Origin of the sequence: Paenibacillus sp. FSL R5-0766, from assembly GCF_037971845.1 — a bacterium.
Classification (GTDB): Bacteria; Bacillota; Bacilli; order Paenibacillales; family Paenibacillaceae; genus Paenibacillus.
In genome coordinates this window covers 3,568,396-3,592,130 of record NZ_CP150227.1, presented here as the reverse complement: position 1 = coordinate 3,592,130, position 23,735 = coordinate 3,568,396, and the positions used below count along the sequence as shown (strand labels likewise).

Annotated in this window: 13 protein-coding genes; 3 read left to right on the top strand and 10 right to left on the bottom strand. The window is 44.4% G+C overall.

What is annotated here, in order from left to right; all coding sequences use genetic code 11:
• Positions 1–97 precede the first annotated feature (97 nt).
• The 10 genes from MKY66_RS15535 to MKY66_RS15490 form a co-directional block, all read right to left on the bottom strand.
• Positions 98–985 (bottom strand): cation diffusion facilitator family transporter, encoded by an 888-nt coding sequence (locus tag MKY66_RS15535; protein WP_076210603.1) that lies wholly within the window; start codon positions 983–985, stop codon positions 98–100.
• 338 nt (positions 986–1,323) lie between these two features.
• Positions 1,324–6,351: a hypothetical protein gene (locus tag MKY66_RS15530; protein WP_339805150.1), complete on the bottom strand. Its 5,028-nt coding sequence runs from the start codon at positions 6,349–6,351 to the stop codon at positions 1,324–1,326.
• Between the two features lie 267 nt (positions 6,352–6,618).
• Positions 6,619–7,827 (bottom strand): SGNH/GDSL hydrolase family protein, encoded by a 1,209-nt coding sequence (locus tag MKY66_RS15525; protein ID WP_076210607.1) that lies wholly within the window; start codon positions 7,825–7,827, stop codon positions 6,619–6,621.
• A 17-nt stretch (positions 7,828–7,844) separates the two neighbouring features.
• The gene (locus MKY66_RS15520; protein WP_076210609.1) at positions 7,845–10,076 is read right to left on the bottom strand and encodes an FAD-dependent oxidoreductase; all 2,232 of its coding nucleotides are present in this window, start codon (positions 10,074–10,076) and stop codon (positions 7,845–7,847) included.
• Positions 10,077–10,172: 96 nt separating this feature from the next.
• A complete protein-coding gene (locus MKY66_RS15515; RefSeq protein ID WP_076210611.1) occupies positions 10,173–11,783 on the bottom strand; it encodes a response regulator in 1,611 nt (536 codons plus the stop codon).
• The gene (locus tag MKY66_RS15510; RefSeq protein WP_076210613.1) at positions 11,783–13,522 is read right to left on the bottom strand and encodes a histidine kinase; all 1,740 of its coding nucleotides are present in this window, start codon (positions 13,520–13,522) and stop codon (positions 11,783–11,785) included. Before MKY66_RS15510 ends, MKY66_RS15515 begins: the two co-directional genes overlap by 1 nt.
• A gap of 92 nt (positions 13,523–13,614) precedes the next feature.
• Positions 13,615–15,201, bottom strand: coding sequence for an extracellular solute-binding protein (locus MKY66_RS15505; protein WP_076210615.1), 1,587 nt, complete (start codon positions 15,199–15,201; stop codon positions 13,615–13,617).
• Between the two features lie 65 nt (positions 15,202–15,266).
• Positions 15,267–16,136: a carbohydrate ABC transporter permease gene (locus MKY66_RS15500; protein ID WP_076210617.1), complete on the bottom strand. Its 870-nt coding sequence runs from the start codon at positions 16,134–16,136 to the stop codon at positions 15,267–15,269.
• A gap of 13 nt (positions 16,137–16,149) precedes the next feature.
• Positions 16,150–17,097, bottom strand: coding sequence for an ABC transporter permease subunit (locus MKY66_RS15495; RefSeq protein ID WP_036671347.1), 948 nt, complete (start codon positions 17,095–17,097; stop codon positions 16,150–16,152).
• A gap of 357 nt (positions 17,098–17,454) precedes the next feature.
• On the bottom strand, positions 17,455–19,755 hold the full coding sequence (locus tag MKY66_RS15490; RefSeq protein WP_076210619.1) for a stalk domain-containing protein: 2,301 nt from the start codon (positions 19,753–19,755) through the stop codon (positions 17,455–17,457).
• Positions 19,756–19,987: 232 nt separating this feature from the next.
• On the opposite strand from MKY66_RS15490, the gene MKY66_RS15485 reads away from it, so the two are divergent.
• From MKY66_RS15485 to MKY66_RS15475, 3 genes are read left to right on the top strand one after another with little or no spacing between them, the layout of a single operon-like run.
• Complete coding sequence (locus MKY66_RS15485) at positions 19,988–21,451, top strand: spore germination protein (protein ID WP_076210620.1); 1,464 nt, start codon at positions 19,988–19,990, stop codon at positions 21,449–21,451.
• Positions 21,444–22,532 (top strand): endospore germination permease, encoded by a 1,089-nt coding sequence (locus tag MKY66_RS15480; RefSeq protein WP_076210622.1) that lies wholly within the window; start codon positions 21,444–21,446, stop codon positions 22,530–22,532. Before MKY66_RS15485 ends, MKY66_RS15480 begins: the two co-directional genes overlap by 8 nt.
• A complete protein-coding gene (locus MKY66_RS15475; RefSeq protein ID WP_076210624.1) occupies positions 22,529–23,650 on the top strand; it encodes a Ger(x)C family spore germination protein in 1,122 nt (373 codons plus the stop codon). Before MKY66_RS15480 ends, MKY66_RS15475 begins: the two co-directional genes overlap by 4 nt.
• Positions 23,651–23,735 lie beyond the last annotated feature (85 nt).

The following is a 23,735-nucleotide window of genomic DNA, read 5'->3' as shown; positions in this document are numbered from 1 at the left end:
TAAAGATGAAAATTGAAATCAGCAAAAACCAGTGAATGAATTACATTTCACTGGTTTTTGCTTTGCCGAGTTTTTCTTTTATCATAGCATCTTGATATCAAATGCACTCTTCCAACATATCAGGTTCCACATGAACGTGAACGGTGTATACGTCATGCTCCTCCATTAACTCATTCTCCACGTCTGTACAGATATCGTGTGCTTGTTGAAGATCCAGCTCTGCATCAACTGTTATGACAACATCCACTACAACGTTATTGCCATAGTTCCGCGCTCTAACGTCTTTAACCGTCTCTACGCTGTCAATTCCGGCAATCGTCTTTTTGTACTCCTGAATCAGTTCAACATCAAAACCGTCCGTCAGATGATGCGTGGCTTCCTTGAAAATGTCCCAAGCGGTCTTGCAGATCAGGAAACCTACGATGACAGCCGTTACAGGGTCCAGCCACGGGAGACCGAACTGGGAACCCACGATCCCAATGACCGTACCGGTGCTCACCCAGGCATCGGAGATATTATCTCGAGCTGCAGCCATGACCGCCTGACTTTTAATACGGGAAGCAAGTCTCTTGTTATAGCGATAGACCAGATACATTATAATTGCGCAGAAAATGCCTGTGTACGCAGCGATGATATCCGGAGATTCATGTGTACCCTGAAACACAGAACCAATGGCTTCAAACAGTACTTGTAAACCTACTGCCATCATAATGAAAGAAGCAACAAGTGACGCAACGGTCTCTGCTCTCCAGTGACCATATGTATGATCTGTGTCGGCTGGACGTTGGGCAAGCTTCAAACCGATCAGTACAGCTATTGAGGCCACAATATCGGTGGCATTGTTTAATCCATCCGCCTTGAGCGCTTCTGATCCGGCCATATTGCCAACGATCAGTTTTAATACGGTCAAACATATGTAGGCGATAATGCTGATGATAGCTCCGCGCTCCCCCAGCTTTAGATTATCGTATTTAAGTTGATCCACATGATATCCTCCTGCAAACTTCAATTCAAGCACGTGTATGATGGTACCATTGAAGATTTGTGTGGGTCTAGAGAAACGTTTTGAGTGTGACGAAACATAATCTGAAAGCGGCAATTTTTTTACGAGCATCCAAAAAAGTTGGATTTGGCAAACTTAAGTGATTAATGGGTGGTAAGAGGAAGGTTGCCGACTGTATTTCCTTGTAAACACACTTTTTTGCACCTAGACATAAAGAGCCGAATGGATCGTCTTGATCCACTCGGCTCTTAGCGTTATTTTACACTCATTTGTATAACATCACTTACCGTTGTTCCACTTCCATTCATAATTCAGTGCCCTTATTCAGAAAGTGTCGGTTCACCTTGCACCTCATTGGCAAGCAGCTCCGAATCATCAGAATGCCGTTCGAACATAACTGCGTCAACCCTCGTATAGATCATATCCGCAGGAAGCGTTGGTGGGTCTACCGTTGTAGGCGTAACTCTGGTTAACCGGACATACTCGCTGCCGTCACCCGCAAAGTCGAACGTTCCCAGATTAACCCAACCCGATGAGCCGACCGTTGCATCCATATAGGTGACCTTGGTACCCGTTTTATGCTTCACTTCCACTTTGACATTGTTATCGTTTGCGGTCGTATGGACAAGTTTGTAGATCGAGACCGTATATTTCCCCTCTGGAAACTCGCCTTTCCACGTTGCTGATGAGCCTTGAACTGTTGAATAGCGGGATTTAACCCCAATTTTGTATCCGGCTAAATTGCTTTGGCTCCATGACCCTTCTGTGGTGTATAACCCCGTTGTATTTGTACTATCGACGATAACCGTTAGGTCCCTGATCGTGATATTCAAAGGGGCTGTGGTTAAGGTCACTCCGTCAATCGTGACAGTAGCCCATACCTCAATGTGATCCGTGTCCCCATCGAGATTAAGAAGAGTCAACAACCCACTGTTATTCACTTCGGCCAGATCCGTACGATCAACGAAATACTGCACATCGGCCTGTGTAAGATCACCGACCAAACCGTTATCCAAATAACCGGTTACGCTCAGTTGTGCGGTTTGAGTCATCTGCAGCTCGTTCCGATCGGACAGGATCACAGCAGACTCCAATTGCGGTATCCGGTTTGGATCCACCCACATGATTGCATCGGCAACGACTCTGGACTTATTGGCCTTATTGGTTAATTCCACGTACCCGCTATCGCCTGCAGCAAAAGGATAATCCCCCAGGTGAACCCAAGTACCATTCGCTGTTGTCTCATCAACTGTCACCGTCTCGGAGCCGCCGCTATGATAAACGGTAAATGAGGCATTTGTTGCCCAATTTTCACTCGCAGCCGTGATTTGCGGAATCTTGTAATACACACTGTAAGTGACACTTTCCGGCAGCTCAGGCCGCCATCTCATTTTGCTTGCCGCTGTGCCGGTCGTAGATTTGGCATACACATAGTTATCATAATAATAATCGTTAGCCGTCGTATCCCTTATCCAGACGCCATCTGTCTCCGCCTCCGTATTATCCACGATGATGGTTGAGCTATCCTGCCCATCGGGTTGGACTGGAGTTTCCGATACCTGATTCGGCAGATAGAGTGTCCGTTTACGGGTCTGTTTCCCCTCCGATTCCACATAATAAGTGAAGGTCTGGGATAAATCATTCACCCGTATCGACCATTCCATTGGGTATATCGTATCTGGCACGGTTGTGTACGTGGCCCCGCCATCCAGGGAATAATGGATTGTCGCTGGTTTCGTTGTTTTGGCCTGCACATAAGCATCATAAACTGTTTCGTCAGGCTTAACGATCAGCATGCCTTTAACCGCATCAATTGGACTGTGTGTATCAAAGAAATAACTTGCATCCGATGTATCTGCCGTTTTGACCTGATGCAGCGGTACATCAATATCGAGTCCCTCTACAATGATCGCTGTGATGCCCTTGCCTGAAACCGTGGCTTGAATGATTCCACCAGTCATAACTGCTTGTTCTGGTGTGCCATTGTCGCGGATGATCGTTACGGCGTAATCTTGTGCCGGGTTGAACCCAATAATTTGTTCGTTCAATTCAATTGGAGTCTGAACTTCTTCTGACGATGCGTTGCTTAACCCGATGTAGAATTTATCCCCGCTCTCACCGGTTATCCAGTTTAATTGAGGATGGTTGGTCTTAATAATCCCCTTGGGCATCCAAAGCCAAACGTCGGAGTTACCATAAAATTGACCTGGTTTATTCCCATAAAGGTGATATTTGAACCATAAAAAATTCGTTTCAAATACAGAAGGAAACGTAATGCTCCCGTTTGATTTCAATGATTGTTCGCTGATCAAATAATCCATCGTTTGCCCGAGTTGCCCCGGAATATGGTGATAATAGATGGAGGTAGCCCCGCTTGGGCCTTCCAGAGGAAAGTCCGGTTCAAGTTGGCTAACGGCGAAGCCTTTATAATAATAACCTGGATAACTGGAATATCGTCCAATAACCGAATTATGAGCAATATCCTGCAGCAGTTCATCCCCTGTATAAAGCGACAATCTCAGCATGAATGGAGCTTCCTGAGCATTCATCCGATAATAGCCGGTTGTACTTCCTGCTTCAAACGTCAATCCGCTTGGTGAAACAAGCCAACGCTCCGCTTGAACCCCTCCGGCAATATCTTCGGGAAGCTTAAGCCTAGGATATTGAAATTTACCACTTTCCGGCCAATGGAACGACTCCGCGTAATTATATGTCTCCGGCTGAGGAATCGTAACGTTACCTTCAGGAACTGGACGAGCAACAAACATGGTTGCATACCGTTTGGCTTCCTTATAGGCGGCATCCAAGTATTTGGGATCCTGAGTTTCCTCATATAGCTCCAAGATCTCCATCCACAGCTTGCTATAATAATAAATGAACTCATTTTTACTCACATCGATGGATGCTGGCGTATCGATATGTTGCGTGATATAACTGTCGGCTGCATCCTTCGCAGCCTGCAAATACTGCGCATCTCCCGTCATCCGATACATCATCAGGGGCTGAATGACAGGCCCACGGTCTTTCTGATCCGGGTCACGCACAAGGTACTCTTCCTGAGCGAGTGCACCAATGCCTGCCGAAGTGCCCATCATCTGATTAACAGCGGCTACGCTTGAAACATCAAACGGCAGAGTAGCCATTTTCCATAAGGAAGGCACACCGTATACTTTCTTCTGCGTTGGCGACCAACCGATACCATTTCGCGATACGCCATACTGGACAGACGGCAATGCTCTCGAATCGTAAAGTTGATCATCCCCCGTCAAATAGTAAGCCCCCAACAGAACCGCATTCGAGCTTGTTCGGACGCTATCCTCGTTTTCGATATCAATAAAGCCCTTGGCACGGCTCCACCACCCGCTGGGTGAAGGGACATAATCAACAGAGTCATCTCCTTGTGGCTCTATCTTAAGCAGATCGATCATATTGAACATTGCGTCAGTAAGTGACTGATCTGAAACATTTTCCCGGTATGCCGAATAATCGTACTCATTGCGAAGTATATCCGCGTAGGACTCATACAGATTGCTTTTTTGAGCGATTAGCCCCATATGAAATTGATAGGTGCTTTCTGCGGTCATTTGCGAATAAGTCCCTAATTGAGGGGCGTAAAGGATGGGCTGCACACTGCCTTCGTTGTTGACCAGGCTCATGCCAAGCCGTTGTTTCGTCACGCCTCCCGTCGGTTCAAATTCAACCGGAAGCTCTGCCGGAGGTACAAATACACCATACGTCAATGGATTTCCCGAACCATCATTTTTCTCAACCAGGCTCATCGGAGCGCTCAGCTCTCTTAAACTTGTTGATTCCACCGTACCTACCATTTTGGCATGTGACCTGAATCCATTTAACACTTCATTGATGCCCGAGACTGCCTCTGTTGTGAAGGACTGATATCCAATCACATAATTGCCGTCGCGGCGAGGCGTAAAAGCAAAGGAAACATCTGGTTTATCCCCTGCCATGGACCAGTTCACTTCAAAATCGTAATCACTGCCATGCGTAGAATCGGTTAATACCGCCGTCTGGCTGTCTGGAAAATGGACCCCGTCAAATGTAATCCAGCGTTTGTTCATCGTATCATAATAATTGGTTCGGCTCCCCGCATTCCCATCTAATAAAACCCATTGCTCCTCAAGTCGTTCTGATTCATTATTGATTGGCATCCAGTTTCCCGTGTCCGTGTTTTTGTAGAACATGTCACGAACGATGGATTTACCTTCATCCCATACTGCCTCATAGAAGGTTGCCTTGTAATTAGCATTTTCGATGCTGCCTTTCTCTGTGTAACTGAGATTAGCTAAAGTACGGCTTCTTAGCGGGGGCAGCGGTGGTGCTTGTTGACGGATATTCCCCTCGAACTTGACTGCATCAGCCCGCGTAATAATTGTACCCGTAGAAGGCTGCGTTCGAGTCAGCCTGACAAATTCGCTATCATCACCACTAAACTCATACTCCCCCAGATCCACCCATCCAACCGATGGACCTGACGAAGGTCTAAGATCCATAAACTTAACATCCGTAATCCCGTTATGAACAATCTCAATTTTCACATTACTGTCTGCTTTATCCGCCCAATCCAGCTTATAGAACGATATTCTCGTCGTCCCTGCTTCCAAGCGTGGATTCCAGGTGATGCTTCTACCTACAGCGTCTGTAAATTTGGAACTGGAATTATTGTATCCCTTCACTCCTGCACTTGTCGTCCAATAAGGAGCGGAGAACCCGTTACTGACGTTGCCTGAATCAACAGTGACGACATGATCAATTGTGAGGCTCCCATCATCAATGATGATTGTCTTTTGTGGCTCTTTCTGCCTTATATTCCCTTCGAACTTAACCGCATCCGCGCGCGTAAGGATCGTGTTTGTGGTGCCGGTAGACCGGGTCAATTGAACAAATTCTTCACCAACTCCAGAAAAATAGTACTCTCCCAAATCAACCCACCCTGCTGGAGCGCCAGATGAGGGTCTTAGATCCATAAAGACTACATCCGTTGTTCCATTATGAACAATTTCGATTTTTACATTGCTATCAGCCTTATCCGCCCAATCCAGCTTATAGAACGATATTTTCGCGGTTCCTTCTTCCAAGCGTGGATTCCATGTTATCGTTCTGCCTGCTGTACTCGTATATTTGGTGCTGGAAAGATCATACCCCTTCACCCCTGTGCTTGTAGTCCAATTTGGAGCCGCATATCCATTGTTCTCGTTACCCGCATCAGGTGTCACAACATCATTGATCTTGATACTCCCGTCATCGATGATAATCGTCTGATAAGGTAAGGTCTCCGCATAAGCGGTCCTTATTCCGATCAGGCTGGAAGGAACTACGACCGTCAACATGAAAACGATGAAAAAAAACAGCTTCCTTTTGAACATACAATTCACAGCCTCTCCTTAAAATGATAACGCTTCCAGAAATGAGTTGCCTTTTGCCTAATCCCGCTCTGTCGTTTTTATCTTAGCATGTTACATCACCGTGAAATTTCTTTGATTTTAAGAATTTCTTATACGATTTTAAGTAAAAAAAGAAACCTACATCCTAATTGATTGCTCAGTTGCAGTCAGATAGAATATAGGTCTTCCAAGTGTCCCAAGTGAATCCATCAATTATAATGGCGGCTGCACCAATAACAACTTTCCAAGCTGAATGACGGTTTGATCATACCAAGCTGAATGCTGCCGAACATGTTCCATACCTCGTTCATTGCCACTTGCCTCAAACACGGCAGCTTTGTCAGTTTTCTCGTGATCGATCTCGAAGCGAACTGTATGTTTCCCATTTGGTAGCTCCGGCAAGAAAATATATTGATTTCTATTATGATCGTTGTAGAGCGTGAATCGATCAATAAGGAAGGGTTCTCCTCCATCCACCGACACCTTCAATCGGCCAGAATCCGGCCCCCCGATATCAAATAAGCCGATGTGTGTTCCCTCAAATTCCACTGTGATCGCCTCTCCGGGATCAACTGCTCGCCATAGACCGGGGAACAACCAATCATATTCTCGCACTAAAGGAAAGTCATCGGGAGTCATGTAAGACCATCCTGCCGAAAAATGACTAAAACGATCCAGTGGCAGCATGGTTGCATACTCCCATGGATTGGCCGGGACCAAGGGGGCCAGCGGCAAGTGATGTTCGACTTTTCCCACGTGATCTCGAAGCTCGCTCATTTTCTCAAACGACCGGGTGATGGTATCCGTGTAGATCTGGTGTCCTTCGGGAATTGTCGGATGGATCGAATCATGCGTGAAAATAACGGCTCCGGGAATGGACACGTCTGCCCTTGAAGTAAAAATAAGTTTTCCTTCCGATACCAATTGACTGACCGCTACGCCCAGATGAATGGAAGGAATGCCGTAATAGTCGGCGACTTCCTCTTGCATAAGAGCGCCCTTCTGGTATTCGCCGGATTGAAATGAGGTCAAATCCCGCTCCTTAACCGTATATACAAACAGGATATCGGTAAATCGGCTCCGCTTGCGAATCTGACGGACAATGCCTTCGATCCGCGCCTTCGATTCGGGAACTCCGCCATCGTTACCAACAAATTCAACAAACACGAGATCAGGCTGATGACGAAGCACATCTGTCTCCAAACGGGCGCAGCCGAGGTCCGATCCTGTCCCATCAATGCCTGCGTTCACAGCGCGGATATCGGCATGGGGATATTGCCCTCGCAGCCAATCCGCCGTCATGACCCTGTATCCTTTTGAACGTGTATTACTGCCGCCGAAATAAACGATGGTCACGGTTTCTCCATTTTCCAACTTCTGAATGACATTAGGTAGCCCTCTTCGTGGGAAAAATTCCTTCATCACGACTTCACCCGCCCTCACTTAGCGTTATTAGGAGCATAAAGTTTTACAGCAAACACTTCATAATAAGGCGAACCATACGTTGCACAGAAATCAAACCGGATGTGGGTTACAGCTTGTGCATGCACCTGATGTTTGTTCAACGAAAGATAATTCCCACGGACTTTAATTGCACTCTCGGTTCCGTCTTCCAAAGTTAAAGTCACATCATAATCTTGAATCAACGACTCGATTGGATCGTCGAAATGCTCCAAATTCAGCTGCGAATTGAAAACAAGATGGATTTCATCCAGATTCTTGGGGCTTGCAAAACCAAATTCCAACCATTCCTGTCCTTCCGTACGTTCCGAAATCCAGACGTTTGGCAGACCATAAGGTCTGGAGAAACCGTTGACGACATTCGCGGGATTATACATATCCTGGGATGGTATCAGGTCTTTGAAGCAAATGCTCTTATTAAGTTTCTTCAACCTGGATGGCTCTTCTGGTCTATAAAGGAAGCTCACCGCTCCAGTCATTTTCTCTTCATTGCTGTGCACAGTAAGGCTCGCCGTACCTTCCAATACGATATAGATTTTGTCGTCTTCTGACTTCTTGCAGCTGAGGTCCAGTGTAATCCAGTCATCGTGACCCGCTGAAATCACCAAGTTGTAGCCTTTCAGCTCGCTGGTGGGAATATAGTTTTCCTTCCGCTCCCCGCCAAACAGCTTCACTTGCAACGTTTCCGAATGCTCGGATCTATTTTTAATTTTGATCTGCACACTCTCAACCACAGATGTCTTAATCGGCAAGACAAAACATAACGCTTTCTCCAAGGAGATCTCTTCGGTTGGATAAAGTTGTTCATAGCTTCGCTGAGAAGAGGCACGAATCGTTAATCCGTCTGCGAAATAAGGATCTAACGGCTCTTGAAGCCCTACAATCGTTTGCCCGTCTCGAAGCAGCTGCGCCTGAAGCTCATCCATATGTGCTTTGACGATGTCCGCAGGGTCTGTATCATATTTTACGCATAATGCAGCAGCCGTTCCTACCGCCTGCCCCATACAACCACAGGTTGCCATGACCCTTGTAGACCCAAAAGCCACATGAGTAGCGCTTATATTACGGCCAGCGAACATGAGATTAGGAATATTGCGTGAAAATAAGCTGCGAAAAGGGATATTATACAATCCCGGCACAAAATTCCACGCGGTAGCCGGACCCTCATCGTAGATGCCTTTATTCGCATGCAGATCCATATACCAGCCTCCGACGGATACCGCATCTTCGAAATGAGGCTTTGCTGTAAGATCGTTCTGAGACAGCATGTGTTCACCTATAAACCGTCTCGACTCTCGCTTTCCCGGAATCGGGCATACATAATCCAGGATGAGGTTGTCTACATCATCAAACTCACCGCTATTTTTGATATAATCCCATATCCCGTACACCAATTTCCGCAGTTCTAATGCAATGTCTTCATTATTCTTGATAATATCCATATGTCCGCCGTATTCCAGCCACCACAATCCGCCAAGCCCGTTGATTTTCCTTGGAAAAGACCGATGGTTTAATCCTTTTCTGATACTATCGAAAAATTCCAACTTCGTAATATCATACGCAAAGCCTGGCCTTTTGTAAGGAACTGGATAGTCTACGTCACGGGCTTGAAACAGAATCGTATCGCCCATGGTGTAATGATCCGCCACTTCTGGAGCGAGCTCCTCCTTGTATTCATGCTTCGCCTCTCTTCCCCATCGGAAGTGAGCACCTGATTGATATCCAACAATTCCATCGCCGGAGCAATCAATGTAGGTAGGGCTTTCAAAACGAAATTTTCTCTCTGAAGCCAATTGAAGGCCCTCCACCCATTTGATTCTGCCGTTCTCCATGCCCGTTTCATGCACACATGTATTCAGGAATAGAGAAATGTTAGGCTCATCATACGCCATGTCGAGCAAAACCGTATCCGAAAGTGAAAGCATAAGTTTTTTGTTGTATAACGGATTATAATGAAAGATCTTCAGCTTAAGTTCTTCCACTAACCCGCCTTCGCGAGCATAATAGGATGGACTGTTTCCAAGATATGCCGACCCGTTGATATGAACTCTGACCTCGCTGCTCGCATTTCCCCCAAGCACCGGCCGATCATTGATAAGTGAAACCTGTAGCCCTTGGCGTGCGGCAGCAATGGCAGCACATATCCCGGCAATTCCTCCGCCTATGACGGTTACATCTGCTTTCATAAGTTCCATTTTGATAACCTCCATGATTAGATGCTCCTATCATGGTAATGGTTTTAGCCCCTTTTTTTTTACAGGATTTCGCGAAAAAATCATACATTTTTAGCATCCTTATTTGGATTCCTACCGTGTCATTTTTATCCGATATTGCTTAGGTGTATCCCCCGTATATTCTTTAAACAGTTTGCAAAAGTACCCTTCATTGACGATGCCTACTTCCTCGCACAATTCCAATAAAGAATAATCCTGAACGTTTAACAACTCGAGGGCGAGATGGATTTTTTTACGGTTAATGTAGCTGATCACGCCTTCGTTCATTGTTTTTTTGAATAAGCTGCTAAAATACGATGGCGCTAGATTCACTTCCTCCGCAATTGCTTCCAGCGTTAAGCGCTGTTTCAGGTTTGTCTCTATATAATGCATAGCACTCATAATTTCTGCACGATGTAATAGTTGGCCCGCATGCACGTATTCGAATGTGAAGTCGCCAATATAAGCGAGCTGCTCCTGAAATGCCATAAATTCCATGGGGAACTCTGGAACTTCCGTGGCCATCTTGTTCCCTGATTTAAATTTCACCGTAATGTCTCTGTACAAGTCTCTAATCATTGGCACCATGATGGACTTGTGGATTTTATGGTCCGTAACAAATTGGTTCAAATCAGCAAGTGCATTATCCAGCTCTTCCTTGGAAATCTTCCTCTTCAGGCGTATAAGAAAATCAGCAAGCTTCTGCTGAACGTCTGCTTTTTTGTCATTATGGTATTGGAACCGATGCATCGGTGTTTTTACGACTTTTTCGGTATGATAATAGAAATCCTCACTCACATTTTTTGCTTCCGTATACGCCTGTTTGATCGATTCCCAGCCTCGATGCGGACTTCCAAAAGCGACAGATACCCTTTTATTCAAATATTGATGCAAATGAGAGATGATCTGCCCTCCCAAAGATAGGCAAGCATATTCCGTTTCCATATCACTGCGGTTATTTTCCCAGGATAAAAAGCCAATAAAACGATTATCCGACAGATCCGCAGCTACCCCACTACTACCATTCATCACTGTTTCTTCGATGATATTTGTTATCGCATACTTCAAGATGTTTTGATCTGCGGCCGCGTATTCGTTTCGGAAACTTTCGTACGTATTCATTTCAACGATGAAGCAGCAATAGTTGGATTGAAAGAAATGAAACTGCATGCGATTGGCAAAATCCGATGCCCGATGAGAAGGAATTTCACCTCGGATCAATTCGTTAAAAAATTGCTTGCGGACTCTGTATTTATTTTCAAGCACGGATACGTTTAACGAGTGAAATTCCGCTTCTTTTTTCTCAAACTCATTTAAAATTCCGGCTGCCTTATCCAACGCTCGATTCAAATCGGCTTCCCTCAGCGGAACCTTTACAATGTACTCCAATACGTTGGCTTGAATCGCTCGCTGAGCGTATTCGAAGGATGAATAGGCGGTCAGCAGTATGTATTGGGTATGGGGGAGCTCCGCCTTGAGCTGCTCAATCATGGAGATGCCATCCATACGCGGCATTACAATATCGGATATGACGATATCCGGTTTAAGTTTTATGATCTCCTCGATCCCATTCAGCCCATTATTTGCTTTGCCCACCAGAACAAATCGTCGATCCCTATGAGAGAGTTCATTAAAAAACAATTCCAATCGTTGAATGATCAGGTCTTCATCGTCAACAATGAAGCAGGTATAGTCTCTCCCCATTATGCATCTCCTTTTGGCAATTCTGCCGGGAATACAGCGCGTATACGGGTTATTTCCTTAGGTATGCTTATGATTTGCAGTCCGAATTGATCTCCGTAGTGGAGTCTTATTCGCCCATGAATATTGTTCAGCCCGATTCGTTTTCTTTTTACTTCCTCTTCACTCGGTTCTGAGATTAAAATATGCTTTATTTTATCAGCTGGAATTCCCTCGCCTTGATCAACAACTTCGATGATGACGATGCCGTCCTCCCTGTACGCATGAATCGTAATAGGCCCCTCAATTCCCCCTCCGTTATAACCATGGAAGATGCTATTCTCCACAAGAGGTTGCAGCAGCATTCGAAAAACTGGAAAATCCATTAACCCTGCTTCGATATGTTCAATCAAGTGGAAGTTACGGTTATACCGGATGTTCTGGATCTCGATATAGTCCGCTACATTGCGTAATTCCTGGCGTAGGGAAACCTTCTCGGAAGCATCGTCTATTCCGTACTCCAATAATGAAATGAGCGACCCGATCACCACATCTACTTTCTCTATTTGTCCGAGACGTATCACATTGCTGATTGAACCAAGCGTGTTATACAGAAAATGAGGGTTAATTTGAGACTGTAACACCTGGATTTCCAACTTGCGCTCTAGTTCATTATGAAGTTCAGCTCGGCGAATCAGTTCCACAATCTGCTGAAGCATACGATCGAATGCTCGTGAAAGATCGCCAAACTCATCGTTTCGATTAATCGTTACTGTCGTTGTGAGGATGCCTTGTTCCACCTGCTTCATTTTTGTTTTGAGCGTATAGAGTGGTTTTCTTATATATTTGGCAACCAAAAAAGAAATGAACAAACTTAAAAGAAGACCTGCAGCGAGAAGCTCGAGGTAATAGGTTTCCAATCTGGACAACGCTGCTTTTAAGCGTGATTCATCGTTGATCGAGATGATGGTCCAGTTGAATTTCTCCGTTGGTTTTTTCAAAAGGGAGACCGGAATACCATCGTTGGTAGACAGTTGAAGGTTTGTTTCCGTCGTATCCAGAATTTCTTCCGCTGACGTCTCTCCGATCGAAAAAGAATGATCTTGAATATTCAGAGGTCCTTTATTTTCAGAAAATCCGGCAATGATCTTACCTGACGCAGTGATCAGAGCCAGATTCATTTGTTCCTGTTTATTAATCTTGAACAAGGTTTCTTCAATGGCATTTAGATCCAAATCAACCGCAATGGCCATAGGAAACGGAGTACCATTCAGATATCGAACCATCGTAACGGTCCAGCCGGAATACTTCGATTTGTAAGGTTCACTAACAAAGGTAGTCCTTCTATTTTTGTCAGCCGCATCAAATAAAGGTGCTCTTTCAGATAAAGGTTCATCAAATATTCGAGTCGGTGTACTTCCACCCAGAATGGATAAATCGCTTTTGATCAAATAAATATTACTGACATAGATACTGTTGAGTTCATACAGCTCCCTTAATTGCTTTTTAATCACTTCGGTATTGTTAATGTTGGCTTTCACTGATGTTTCAACTGAGAAGAGAATCGTCTGGAAGGAGGAGAAATTAACAGTGAAATACTGGTCTACCTTGTCTAGTATTTGATTGGTGTAAAAAATGTCATTGGTTCTTATTTCCTTTTGCACATAGCGATAAGACAATTGGCTTATCAAGATGATGCACCCCAATACAAAGGCAAACACGATAAAAAATAATTTTAAAGGCAAGCTGATTCTTCTTCGCATCCATCATCTTCCTTTAGTTCCGTTTTAAACTAAGAATAACATATGCTAATAAAGAGAGGGGCTACGAATAGCCACTCTCTCTTCGTTTATTTTTACTTGATAAGGCCGGCTTCTTTAAATTGCTGGATTGCTGTTTCTTTATATTTCTGCATGTCAAACTTGGTATCCAGCGTCTGAAGGAAATTGTCCCAGTTGGAAAGAGGCTCTTTGCCCGTCATAAATTTAACCAAGCTTTCATTAATGAAACGTGTGCGGTCAGCATCCAAGGTATCGCTTGGATCAGGGGTCAATAAATTCCCGGGCAGCGTTGGCCCCACATATTGCTGATTGTCCTTGAAAGCTTCCGCCGTCTTCGGATTCTGGAAGCTGAAGTACTCTGCATCATCACCACGGCGTGGCATTCTATAATGATCGACCCACAGGTACTTTTCTTTCATTTCCTTCGATAATTCGGAGGTTTTATTTTTGATCTTGCCGTCTACAACATCCCAATGGATGCCTTTGATTCCGTATGCAAAGTTTGGATAAGCTTCTTCATCCGTAAAGAGATAATTCAGCATGGACAAGATCCGAATGATTTTATCCTCGTCCGCTTTTGCGGATATGGCCCATGAATTGCCCTGGAACGATTTTCTCTCTACAATTTGATCCCCGTAAGGACCTTTCATCGGAGGAATAACGATCCATTCCGGCACCTCGCCACTAATTTCTTTCATTTTCTGCTGATAGTCCGGCTCCAGTCTGCGAGCATCTCTGATCATGAAGCCAACTCTACCCTTAAACATCTTTTGGTCCAACAGATCAGGCGAATTCATCGTCACCCAGTCCGGGTCAACGACCTTGGCTGCCATCATTTTATTAATGTAAGCAAGCGCCTCTTTCATTTTGGGATCGATAAACAGAAATACCGGTTCATTATCTTTTATCTCAACGGCTGAAGGAGGATTGACGCCAAACATCCACATCAAGCTATCAAAGCCATAGGTTTGCAGATTGCCCTCTTTATTCATACCACCGATGAATCCGTACGTATCGTTTTTGCCATTTCCGTCCGGATCTTTCTCTGTAAAGGCTTTCATAACTTCGAACAACTCATCAGGTGTTGTTGGCACCTCCATATTCAGCTTTTTCAGCCAATCATTACGGATGAAGAAGCTTCGACTGATACCGTTTACATTATCATAGCCCGGAACTCCAATGGTCTTCCCTTGATAGGACATAGCCTCCCACGAGTCGGTGCCAAACCGTTTCTGTAGTTCAGGGAATTGGTCCATATACGGTGTCAAATCCGCAAGAACACCTTGGTCGTAATATTGCGCAAGATCAGCACGGCTCTTCAAGAAGATCAGGTCTGGAATATCCCCGCCTGCAATGAGTGTATTCAGTTTGGTTGTTGCTTGACCCGCTTGAGGAATCATCATCTCCAAGTCGATGTTCATCTCTTCTTCCAACATTTGGCGTTGAATATCTTCTTCACGTGGAGGTACCGGAGCAGCAGCATTAAAAGTGCCTTGGTTAAACATTGAGATTTTCATTTTGGTTGCAAACTGGCCAGACTGGCCTTGCGAATTACCCGAAGTTGTCGATGTAATTTCTTCATTTCCCCCACACCCTGACAATAGCGTTCCAAGTCCTAAGATTGCCGACAGAATAGCAAATGAAATCTTTTTACGCTGCATATTGACCTCTCCTTTGCTTGTATATTATCACGGTTTCCCCGTAATAAGTTAGGTTGGAACACTTTTTAACCTTTAACGGATCCCAGGAGTACACCTTTGGTAAAATGCTTTTGCAAAAATGGATAAACGATCAATATCGGGACTGTAGTTACAACAACTGTAGCCATCTGCACAGCGAACGTACTGACAGCCCCGGAATTGGCAAGCGAATCAGCGCTTTGAGTTGCAACGTTAAGCAGGATGTTGCGCAAAATCACTTGAAGTGGCATGTAGTTGGAATCATTGATATATACAATGGCATCAAAATAACTGTTCCAATGCCCGACTGCGTAAAATAAAGAAATGGTGGAAAGGACGGGTAAGGACAGGGGTAAAATGATCCGCCATAACGTCTGAAGTTCACTGGCACCGTCTACCCTCGCTGATTCCTCAATTTCACCAGGTAATTGCTCAAAAAAACCTTTGATAATCACCAGATTAAATGCACTAATGAGATTTGGAATAATCAATACCCAAGGACTGTTTAACAATCCCAGAGAGCGGATTAGTAAATATGTCGGAATTAATCCCCCACTGAACATCATGGTAAACACAATGAAGAGTAAAAACGGACTTCTTCCGGGCAAATATTTTTTGGATAACGGGTAGGCCGCGATTACCGTAAAAAACACATTTAACGCAGTGCCTACAATCGTTCGAAATAACGTAATTTTATACGCCTGCCAGATCCCATGCGAGATGAATACTTCCTTATAGGCCAGAAAGGTAAAGGATTCTGGTATAATGACAATCCCTCTTCTTAATACTTCCGATTCTGGCGTTACGGAAACAGCAACCACATATAGAAAGGGCAGCACGCACAGTAGGGATAACAAAATAAGAATTACATAAACGACGGTTTGCCAGACTTTTTCCCCGATTGTCATATGGATCATTCTAAAGACCACCTCACCAGATTTGCCCATCGAATTTTTTGGCGAGCTTATTCGCTGCCAACACTAAAGCAAATCCGATGACAGCTTTAAACAATCCTACAGCCGTAGCCAAGCCAATCTTAAGGCGCTCCAACCCTTCCCGGTATACCCATGTGTCGATAATATCGATCTTCTCCTGGTTAAAGGTGTTGGCAAACATGAATATTTGGTCAAATCCCGCATCCAGGATATGGCTTAATTTAAGAATCAGCATCAGAATAATGACTCCTCGAATACCAGGTAACGTGATATGCCAGAGCTGTCTCCATTTGGATGCACCATCCATTCGAGCCGCTTCATACAAGCTTGGATCGATTCCTGCCAAGGCGGCAAGGTACAAAATCGCCCCCCATCCAATATCCTTCCATACTTCAGATAAGATGATCAGCATTCTGCCCCAGGCAGGTTCGGTTAGAAACGAGATGGGTTCAACACCAAAATCCTTCAAAATCATGTTAAAGAGACCATCGCCTGGGGCTAGTAATGCTACCATAATTCCATACACGATGACCCATGATAGAAAATGAGGTAAATAAGTGATTGTCTGTACGATTTTCTTAAACCATTGGCTATACACTTCATTGAGGAGTAAAGCAAGTACGATAGGCGCGGAGAAACCGAACAATAACTTATACAGCGATATAACAATCGTATTTTTCATGATGTCCCAGAAATAAACGCCGTTCATAAAATCGGTAAAATTTTTGAATCCCACCCATGGGCTATCCCATAGTCCCAAAGCCAGGTTGTAGTTTTTAAAAGCAATCATGATTCCCGCCATAGGAATGTATTTGAATACCGCAAAGTAAATTAAAGCTGGTAATAAGAGAGCATACATCACTTTGTGCTTTTGTATCGTCCTTATCCATGTCTTTCGCTTTTTGGAGATGGGAATGGCGTCCGCTGCCAACTTTGCTTGCATTTCATCACCTCGTCTTTGTTTGTATTTGTATAATAGCACCCGCCTATCGGATAAATTTCTGATATATCAAGAATTTCTTATAAGATTTTAAGGAAGTGAATGGCTTAGAAATTGCTACATCTAAACGAGAACGCCCTAAAACGAAGTTTTGTAGTATGGTAGAAGAAATGGCTTACTTGCGAGAGGAGGTTGAGCAGCAAGTGAGGGAATATATTCTGTTCTATAACCAGAACCGATTCCAGAAAAGACTAAACGGGCGTTCCCCGGCGGATTACCGGGAAACACCCGTACGGAAAAAGGCAACCGAATCATTCGTGTTCGGTTGCCTTTGATTTAGTTATAAAACCTTTATATACATTACTTCTCCGATGGGAGTGGTGTAAAGAGCAGATTGACCGGCAGGTTGCTTCCTGGTGCGGCAGAGAATAGAATGGTCACGCTCTCTCCAGTTGAACCGGTGCGGTAAAGCACGCTTTGTTCACTTGAATTGGCAACCGCAACGTTACCTTCGGCAATCGATACCAACTGATTATTTACCAGAGCTACTCCGGAGTACTTCCCTCCACGAGGGTTAAAGGAGATAAGCGTACGCGGTGCAACATTGGTCAGCGTGATTTTGTACAATACGCCAAAATTACCCGCATTGGATGCGTCTGTGTATGCCATCGGATCTGTTCCTACCAGATTGGGATCGCTTGAATTGTCACCAAGTGGCAGACGGGCAGGTTTGATTCCCACGTGCTCATCGTACTTTATAACGCGAGTCGCATTCGGGTACGTACCACGGTTGTGCACTCCGTCACGATCAAGCACAGGTAGCAATGGCAGAGCCTCGAACGGATCTTTATTTTCTTCCACCAGGATAACGTTATAGTCTAAGGAATAATCGCTATAAGCGTCCGAATAGAGAGAGATGACTTGTCCTTCTTTCATCGGCGTTTTATTAAGTTCGGTCAAAATGAGTTTGCTTTCTCCAGGTTGAAGGTACTCTTTCTTTTGATCCGCTCCAGTCTGAATCGACTTGAACCATTTATCAATAGACAATTTCCCAGCTACGGTAGCATATGGTGTAGGGCCGGCAAAGCCCATATTCTGTTGTTCAAATACGGCCGGATTTGGGTTGTTATTGGTTGCAATCACATACATTTTTACTCTTTTGCCTGTATTGTTCACGTGGTGAATCATGAAACGGGTCTGCCCCGAAGATGATTCTTTATATACAATGCCTTCCGTATTCACAGTTTCCGGACTGTTGCTGCGGATCAGCAAACTTGGCTCATCCATGTACGTATAAGGCACTTTCTCCATCGTAGTCACTTCGCCGCCGTTAAAGGTGAATTTCTGTCCTACCGGCGTGAAGAGTAAATTAAAATCGGTAAATGAATATAAGGTCTCATTGGTTATGGTGATGACTTTGGAGTACGTGTTCGTAGCACCGTGATTGTCAGTAACCGTAAGAGTCACCGTTTTTGGACCCGGTTCAAAGAACGCAAGTGAATTGTTCTCCCACGCCGCTTTAACAATATTATTTTCATCATCTGTACTTTGGTCTGTGTATGTTATTTTTTCGCCCATTTTATACTGTTCTTTATCCGTGGCGAACATGGCTACAGGAGGAAGATTAGGAGCCAAAACTTCAATCGTAGTTGAATAGGGATCGCTCCATTGACCATTGGAATCCTGTACTTGATATGAAATCGTATATGTACCTGCTTGATCAAATGAATCCTGGCGACCTGTCCAGCGTTCGTCAACGATATCCAGTCCATTAGGTGAACTGGAAGAAGTCACGTAGTCCACTTGATCACCCGCAAAGATTTCCTTTTGGGAAATGGTGAAGCTTGCAACAGGTTTTGTATTCAGATTCAACACAACGGTTTTAGCCGACTGATTCACTTTATAGGTGATGTTCAGAGCTTGAGTAATGGAAGTTAACGGCACCATGAATGTACTTTTTTGCTGATAAGCAGGGCCTTTCATCGTTCTGGTCTCTCCATTTACCGTATAGTCCTTGCTGTTAGTTTTGAATCGGAGTTCATCCTCACCACTAATAATGATGGTTTCCTTGGTTTTGTTATCATATTTGACGCCGTATCCCACACGGTCAACCAGCGCACGGATTGCAACATAGGATACACCGTTTTTTACAGCCATTGGTTGTCCAGCAAGATACGTTTTTCCATCCTGCTCCATTTTGTTGCTATTCATGTACAACGTCAGATTTCCACCTGCTACTGCAGGAGACGTCCCATCAACGGATGGTTGCTCTATCTGAGCAGGCGTAGCTGGCGTTTCAACCGTCTCAGGGGTTTCCTCTTGAACTACAGGTTTTGTATCCGTTTCGTTTGTAGTGGTCTCTCCCACATCCAATGCAGGTTTCTCGCTATCTGTTTTGGGTGTTGCCTCAGTGCCGGTTGAGGTTTGAGTGTCCTTGGCTTCAGTGGGCGGAGTATTGGTAGATTTGTTGTTGCTCTCCGTCTTCACTTCACGCTCTGCAATCGGCTGCTCTTGCTGTAACACCTCAACTGATTCTACATTGGCCGTGTTTACTGACGCGGTGTCACCTTGCGGTGCTGATTGCGCATTCACAGAACCGACTGCAAATGCTTGAAAAACGGCTAAAGCGGTAAAAATGGATAATTTCTTCTTCATATTCATGTGTTGTCTTTGGCTCCTTCTACTCTCTAGTAATTTATAACCCCTCAAAAAGTCATAATATTAGACGCTAGATTTAGGAAAAAGTTTCTAATTGAATTGTAAATTATGGATTTTTGTGCAACTATTTTTTCAATGTTTGGTTATAAGTTCTTTGAATAAGGAACACCTATTGAATAATAGTCTTGATTTTGCACAAGATAATCCATGTCGCATTTTATAAAGAGGTGGATCAATGACCCCAACCAATCAGGCTTTCTCTGAATTAAAAATGAATATTTCTTATGTGGAACAGTCCCTCTACTGTACTGACGATTTGAAACAACAACAGCTTCTACTACATGGTGTACAGAGTGTACTTCTCTACATCGATTCACTTGTAGATCAGGAGATCATTCAAACACATGTCTTAACAGCACTGAATGGCCAAGCTCATTCGGAAATCTACCCATCGTTCACCACTTTAGAAAGTCGAAAAGATACGGATCTGCAACGTGGAATAGACTCACTTATTCAAGGGAAATGTCTTTACATAATCGACGGGTACCCGGAGTTTTACATTCTTTCTACCGAGAAAATGTATGTCCGTAGCACAACCGAACCTGAAAACGAAGGTGTTATTCGCGGTCCGCACAATGGATTCGTAGAGCAGCTTTCCGTTAATTTGAATCTGATCCGTAGACAAATTATCAGTCCATCCTTAATCGTTCGATATTTTAACGTCGGCGAGAAGACACATACCAAAATTGCAGTTGTATATCTTCAGGACTTGGCCAATCCGGAGTTGGTGAACGAAGTAGAAGAGCGAATCTCATCCATATCTTCAGATATGGTGCTGGCTCCAGGTTTTATTGAAGAGTTTATAGAGGATAACCCCTTCTCTCTGTTTCCCCAGCAGCTCAATACAGAAAGACCTGACCGGGTTATTGCCAACTTGATGGAAGGACGTGTCGCCATACTTGCCGAAGGGAGTCCTTCAGCTCTTATCGCTCCAGTTACGTTTTTTGCTTTTTATCAAAGTCCGGATGATTATCATGGTCGCTGGATCGTCAGTTCCTTTTTACGTTTAATTCGCATGATGAGTTTTGTCATTGCTTTTACATTACCTGCTGTTTATATTGCTACCATCTCCTTTCACTCCGCTATTTTACCGATCGAGCTGGCACACACAATCAAGAAATCATTGCAGAACATCCCCTTTCCTGCACTTGTAGAGGCAATGTTGCTTGAATTGATCTTTGAAGTATTAAGAGAAGCCGGGGTCCGACTTCCCAGCCGCGTGGGCCAGACTATCGGCATCGTTGGCGGTTTGGTTATCGGAGATGCTATCGTTCGTGCGGGGCTTGTATCCTACACAATGATTATTGTGGTTTCACTAACCGCTATCTCGTCATTTTTGGTGCCTTCGCATGAGATGAGTTCGGCAGTACGTATCCTCCGGTTTCCAATGATGATTGGAGCGGCACTTTTTGGATATATCGGCATCGCTTTTGGTCTGGTGATTCTAACCATTCACCTCAGTAAGATGGAAAACTTCGGATCGCCTTATTTTGCTCCAGTGGCCCCTTTCCGATTAGCTGACATGAAGGATGTATGGATTCGATTTCCCATTTGGGCGCTTCGCGGGCGTCCTCATGATGCCCGCCCGCAGCGGCTGAATCAGCAGAAGTTCTATAGGAGTGGGAAAAAACGTGAATAAGGAAACAACAATCACTCAGGGACAATTATTCTTGCTCATTCTGAAATTTGAGATCGGTGTAGATATTTTGTCTCTCCCTTACCGCATACACCTTCTCTCTAAGGGCGGCGGGTGGATCTCTGTTTTCCTTGGAGGGTTTCTGATTCAACTTGTCATACTGTTGTGCTGGCTTTTGATGCGAAGATTCCCGAGTTCGTCCATTTATCACATTTTAACGCTGATCACGGGTAAATGGATTGGCAAGTTGCTGATCATTGCCTATGTTGGATATTTCCTGTTAATGGGTACTTCTGTTCTGGTGAACGCTTACGGTGTGATTAACCGCTGGATGCTGCAGGATACGCCTCGATGGGCTATATTAGCCCTCTTCCTGTTCAGCAGTATCTATTTGGTTCGGCAAAAATTAAGAATCATTGCGCGAGTACTAGTGCTCATCTCCTTTTTGGTCTTGCCCATGATGGTATTGATCAGTTATGGACTCAAGGAAGTCAATCTGTTATATCTTTTGCCTTTAACCGAAGCAGGATGGCCCAATATCATTAGTGGATCAACCGAAACATTAATGGCTATGTTTGGATTCGAGTTTTTTCTCGTTGTGTTTCCTATGGTTGAAGGTAGCAGCGGTGGCAAACTTAAGTCTGTTGCTTCAGCAAGTGCTGTTGTTGTGTTGTTGTATGCGTTCACCGTGTTCATTTGTTCAACGGCTTTCAGCCCCCAGCAACTTGACTTAATGCCTGAACCGGTCATTTATCTGCTTCGTTCTATCCCACTCGGGACAATGGATCGGGCCGATTTCCTGTTCCTCCCCATCTGGTTAATATCCATTTTCGGGGCCATATGTGGCTATTACTATACGGCATCCTATGGGATAAGTTATCTCTTCAAACAAAAACACCATAAAAAAGCCGTACCGTATGTCGTTCTTGCTTCTTGCATAATTGCCTATCTGCCACAACAGAAGGAAAAATTGGAGTTGATTAGTACAATTGCCAACAGATCGGCATACTTTTTTCTCATGATCCTGCCTCTGCTCCTGTTGGTTCTATCTTATATAATGAAACGAAAAGAGAAGATGATATGAGTAAACGGGGGGAAATCCTCATCCTGCTGACCCTGCTCATGGTGATGACGGGATGTTGGGATCAGGATAGTTTAAAGGATGCCAGACTGGCTAGTGCTTCGGCGTTCGACATCACCTCAGAGGGTGAAATTAAACAGACGCTTGAAATTGTCGATGATTCTGAGAGTCAACAAGGGAGCAGCGGTAATGAAGTCCACTCAGGCACCGGGAGATCTGTCCGTCAAAGTACAGATAGAATTCGCGCTAAAGTGACTGGTGATATCCGGTTTTTCAAATATGGAATGATCTTATACGGCAACAAACTCGCACAAAATGATATCTACCCATACCTGGACGTCTTATATCGGGAACCCGATTACCCAACCTCACATGTGAAAATTGCGATTGTGGATGGCGATGCCGGAGATTTGTTACACCAAAAAAGAGTTGGCAGCATATTGATTGGTGAGTTTATCACGAAAAAAATTAAGAGTCTGGAGGAATTATGTATTTTTCCTGAGATGACGTTAGAGACCCTTCTCCCTCCCATGCTGGATCCGGGACAGGATTTTACGCTGCCTTATCTATATAAGGATGGAGAGGAAATTGATGCTCGGGGAATTGCCCTGTTTCATGGGCAAAGGTTCAGTGGCAGTCTTAATACCGAACAGGCTCCCCTATACATTATTATGAGTGGGAAATGGAATAAAACGGCGCGTTTTGTCAAAAAGGTCCACCCAGGGCCTTCCAACAACCCGCGGAACTATGTCACTTATGAAGCAAATATCGCACAAATTAAGCGCAAACTTGCAGTAAAGGTGGCAAATGATAGCCAAATTGATGTGAATCTCCGTATCGAACTTCCAGTAACGATCGTTGAGTATGCAATGAATCATCTTCAGGAAAAAGACACCATTGAACGTCTGAACCGCCAGTTATCCGATGACATGACTCAGGACGCAGAACAAATTATCAAGACACTTCAGCAAAGTGGTTGTGATTCCTTCGGTATTGGCAGACATGTAATTGCCCATTACCCGGACTTATGGAAAAGCCTAGACTGGAATAAAGAATATGCGCAAGTTCGTTTTCACCCGGAAGTAAAGGTTACAATAGTCGGAAGTGGCGTTTTAAATTAATAACATGCTGTCATGCAAGCTGTCGTGCAATTGGGAAAGCTCTCTTCCATTTGGAAGAGAGCTTTCTCCTTCATATTCAATTCAA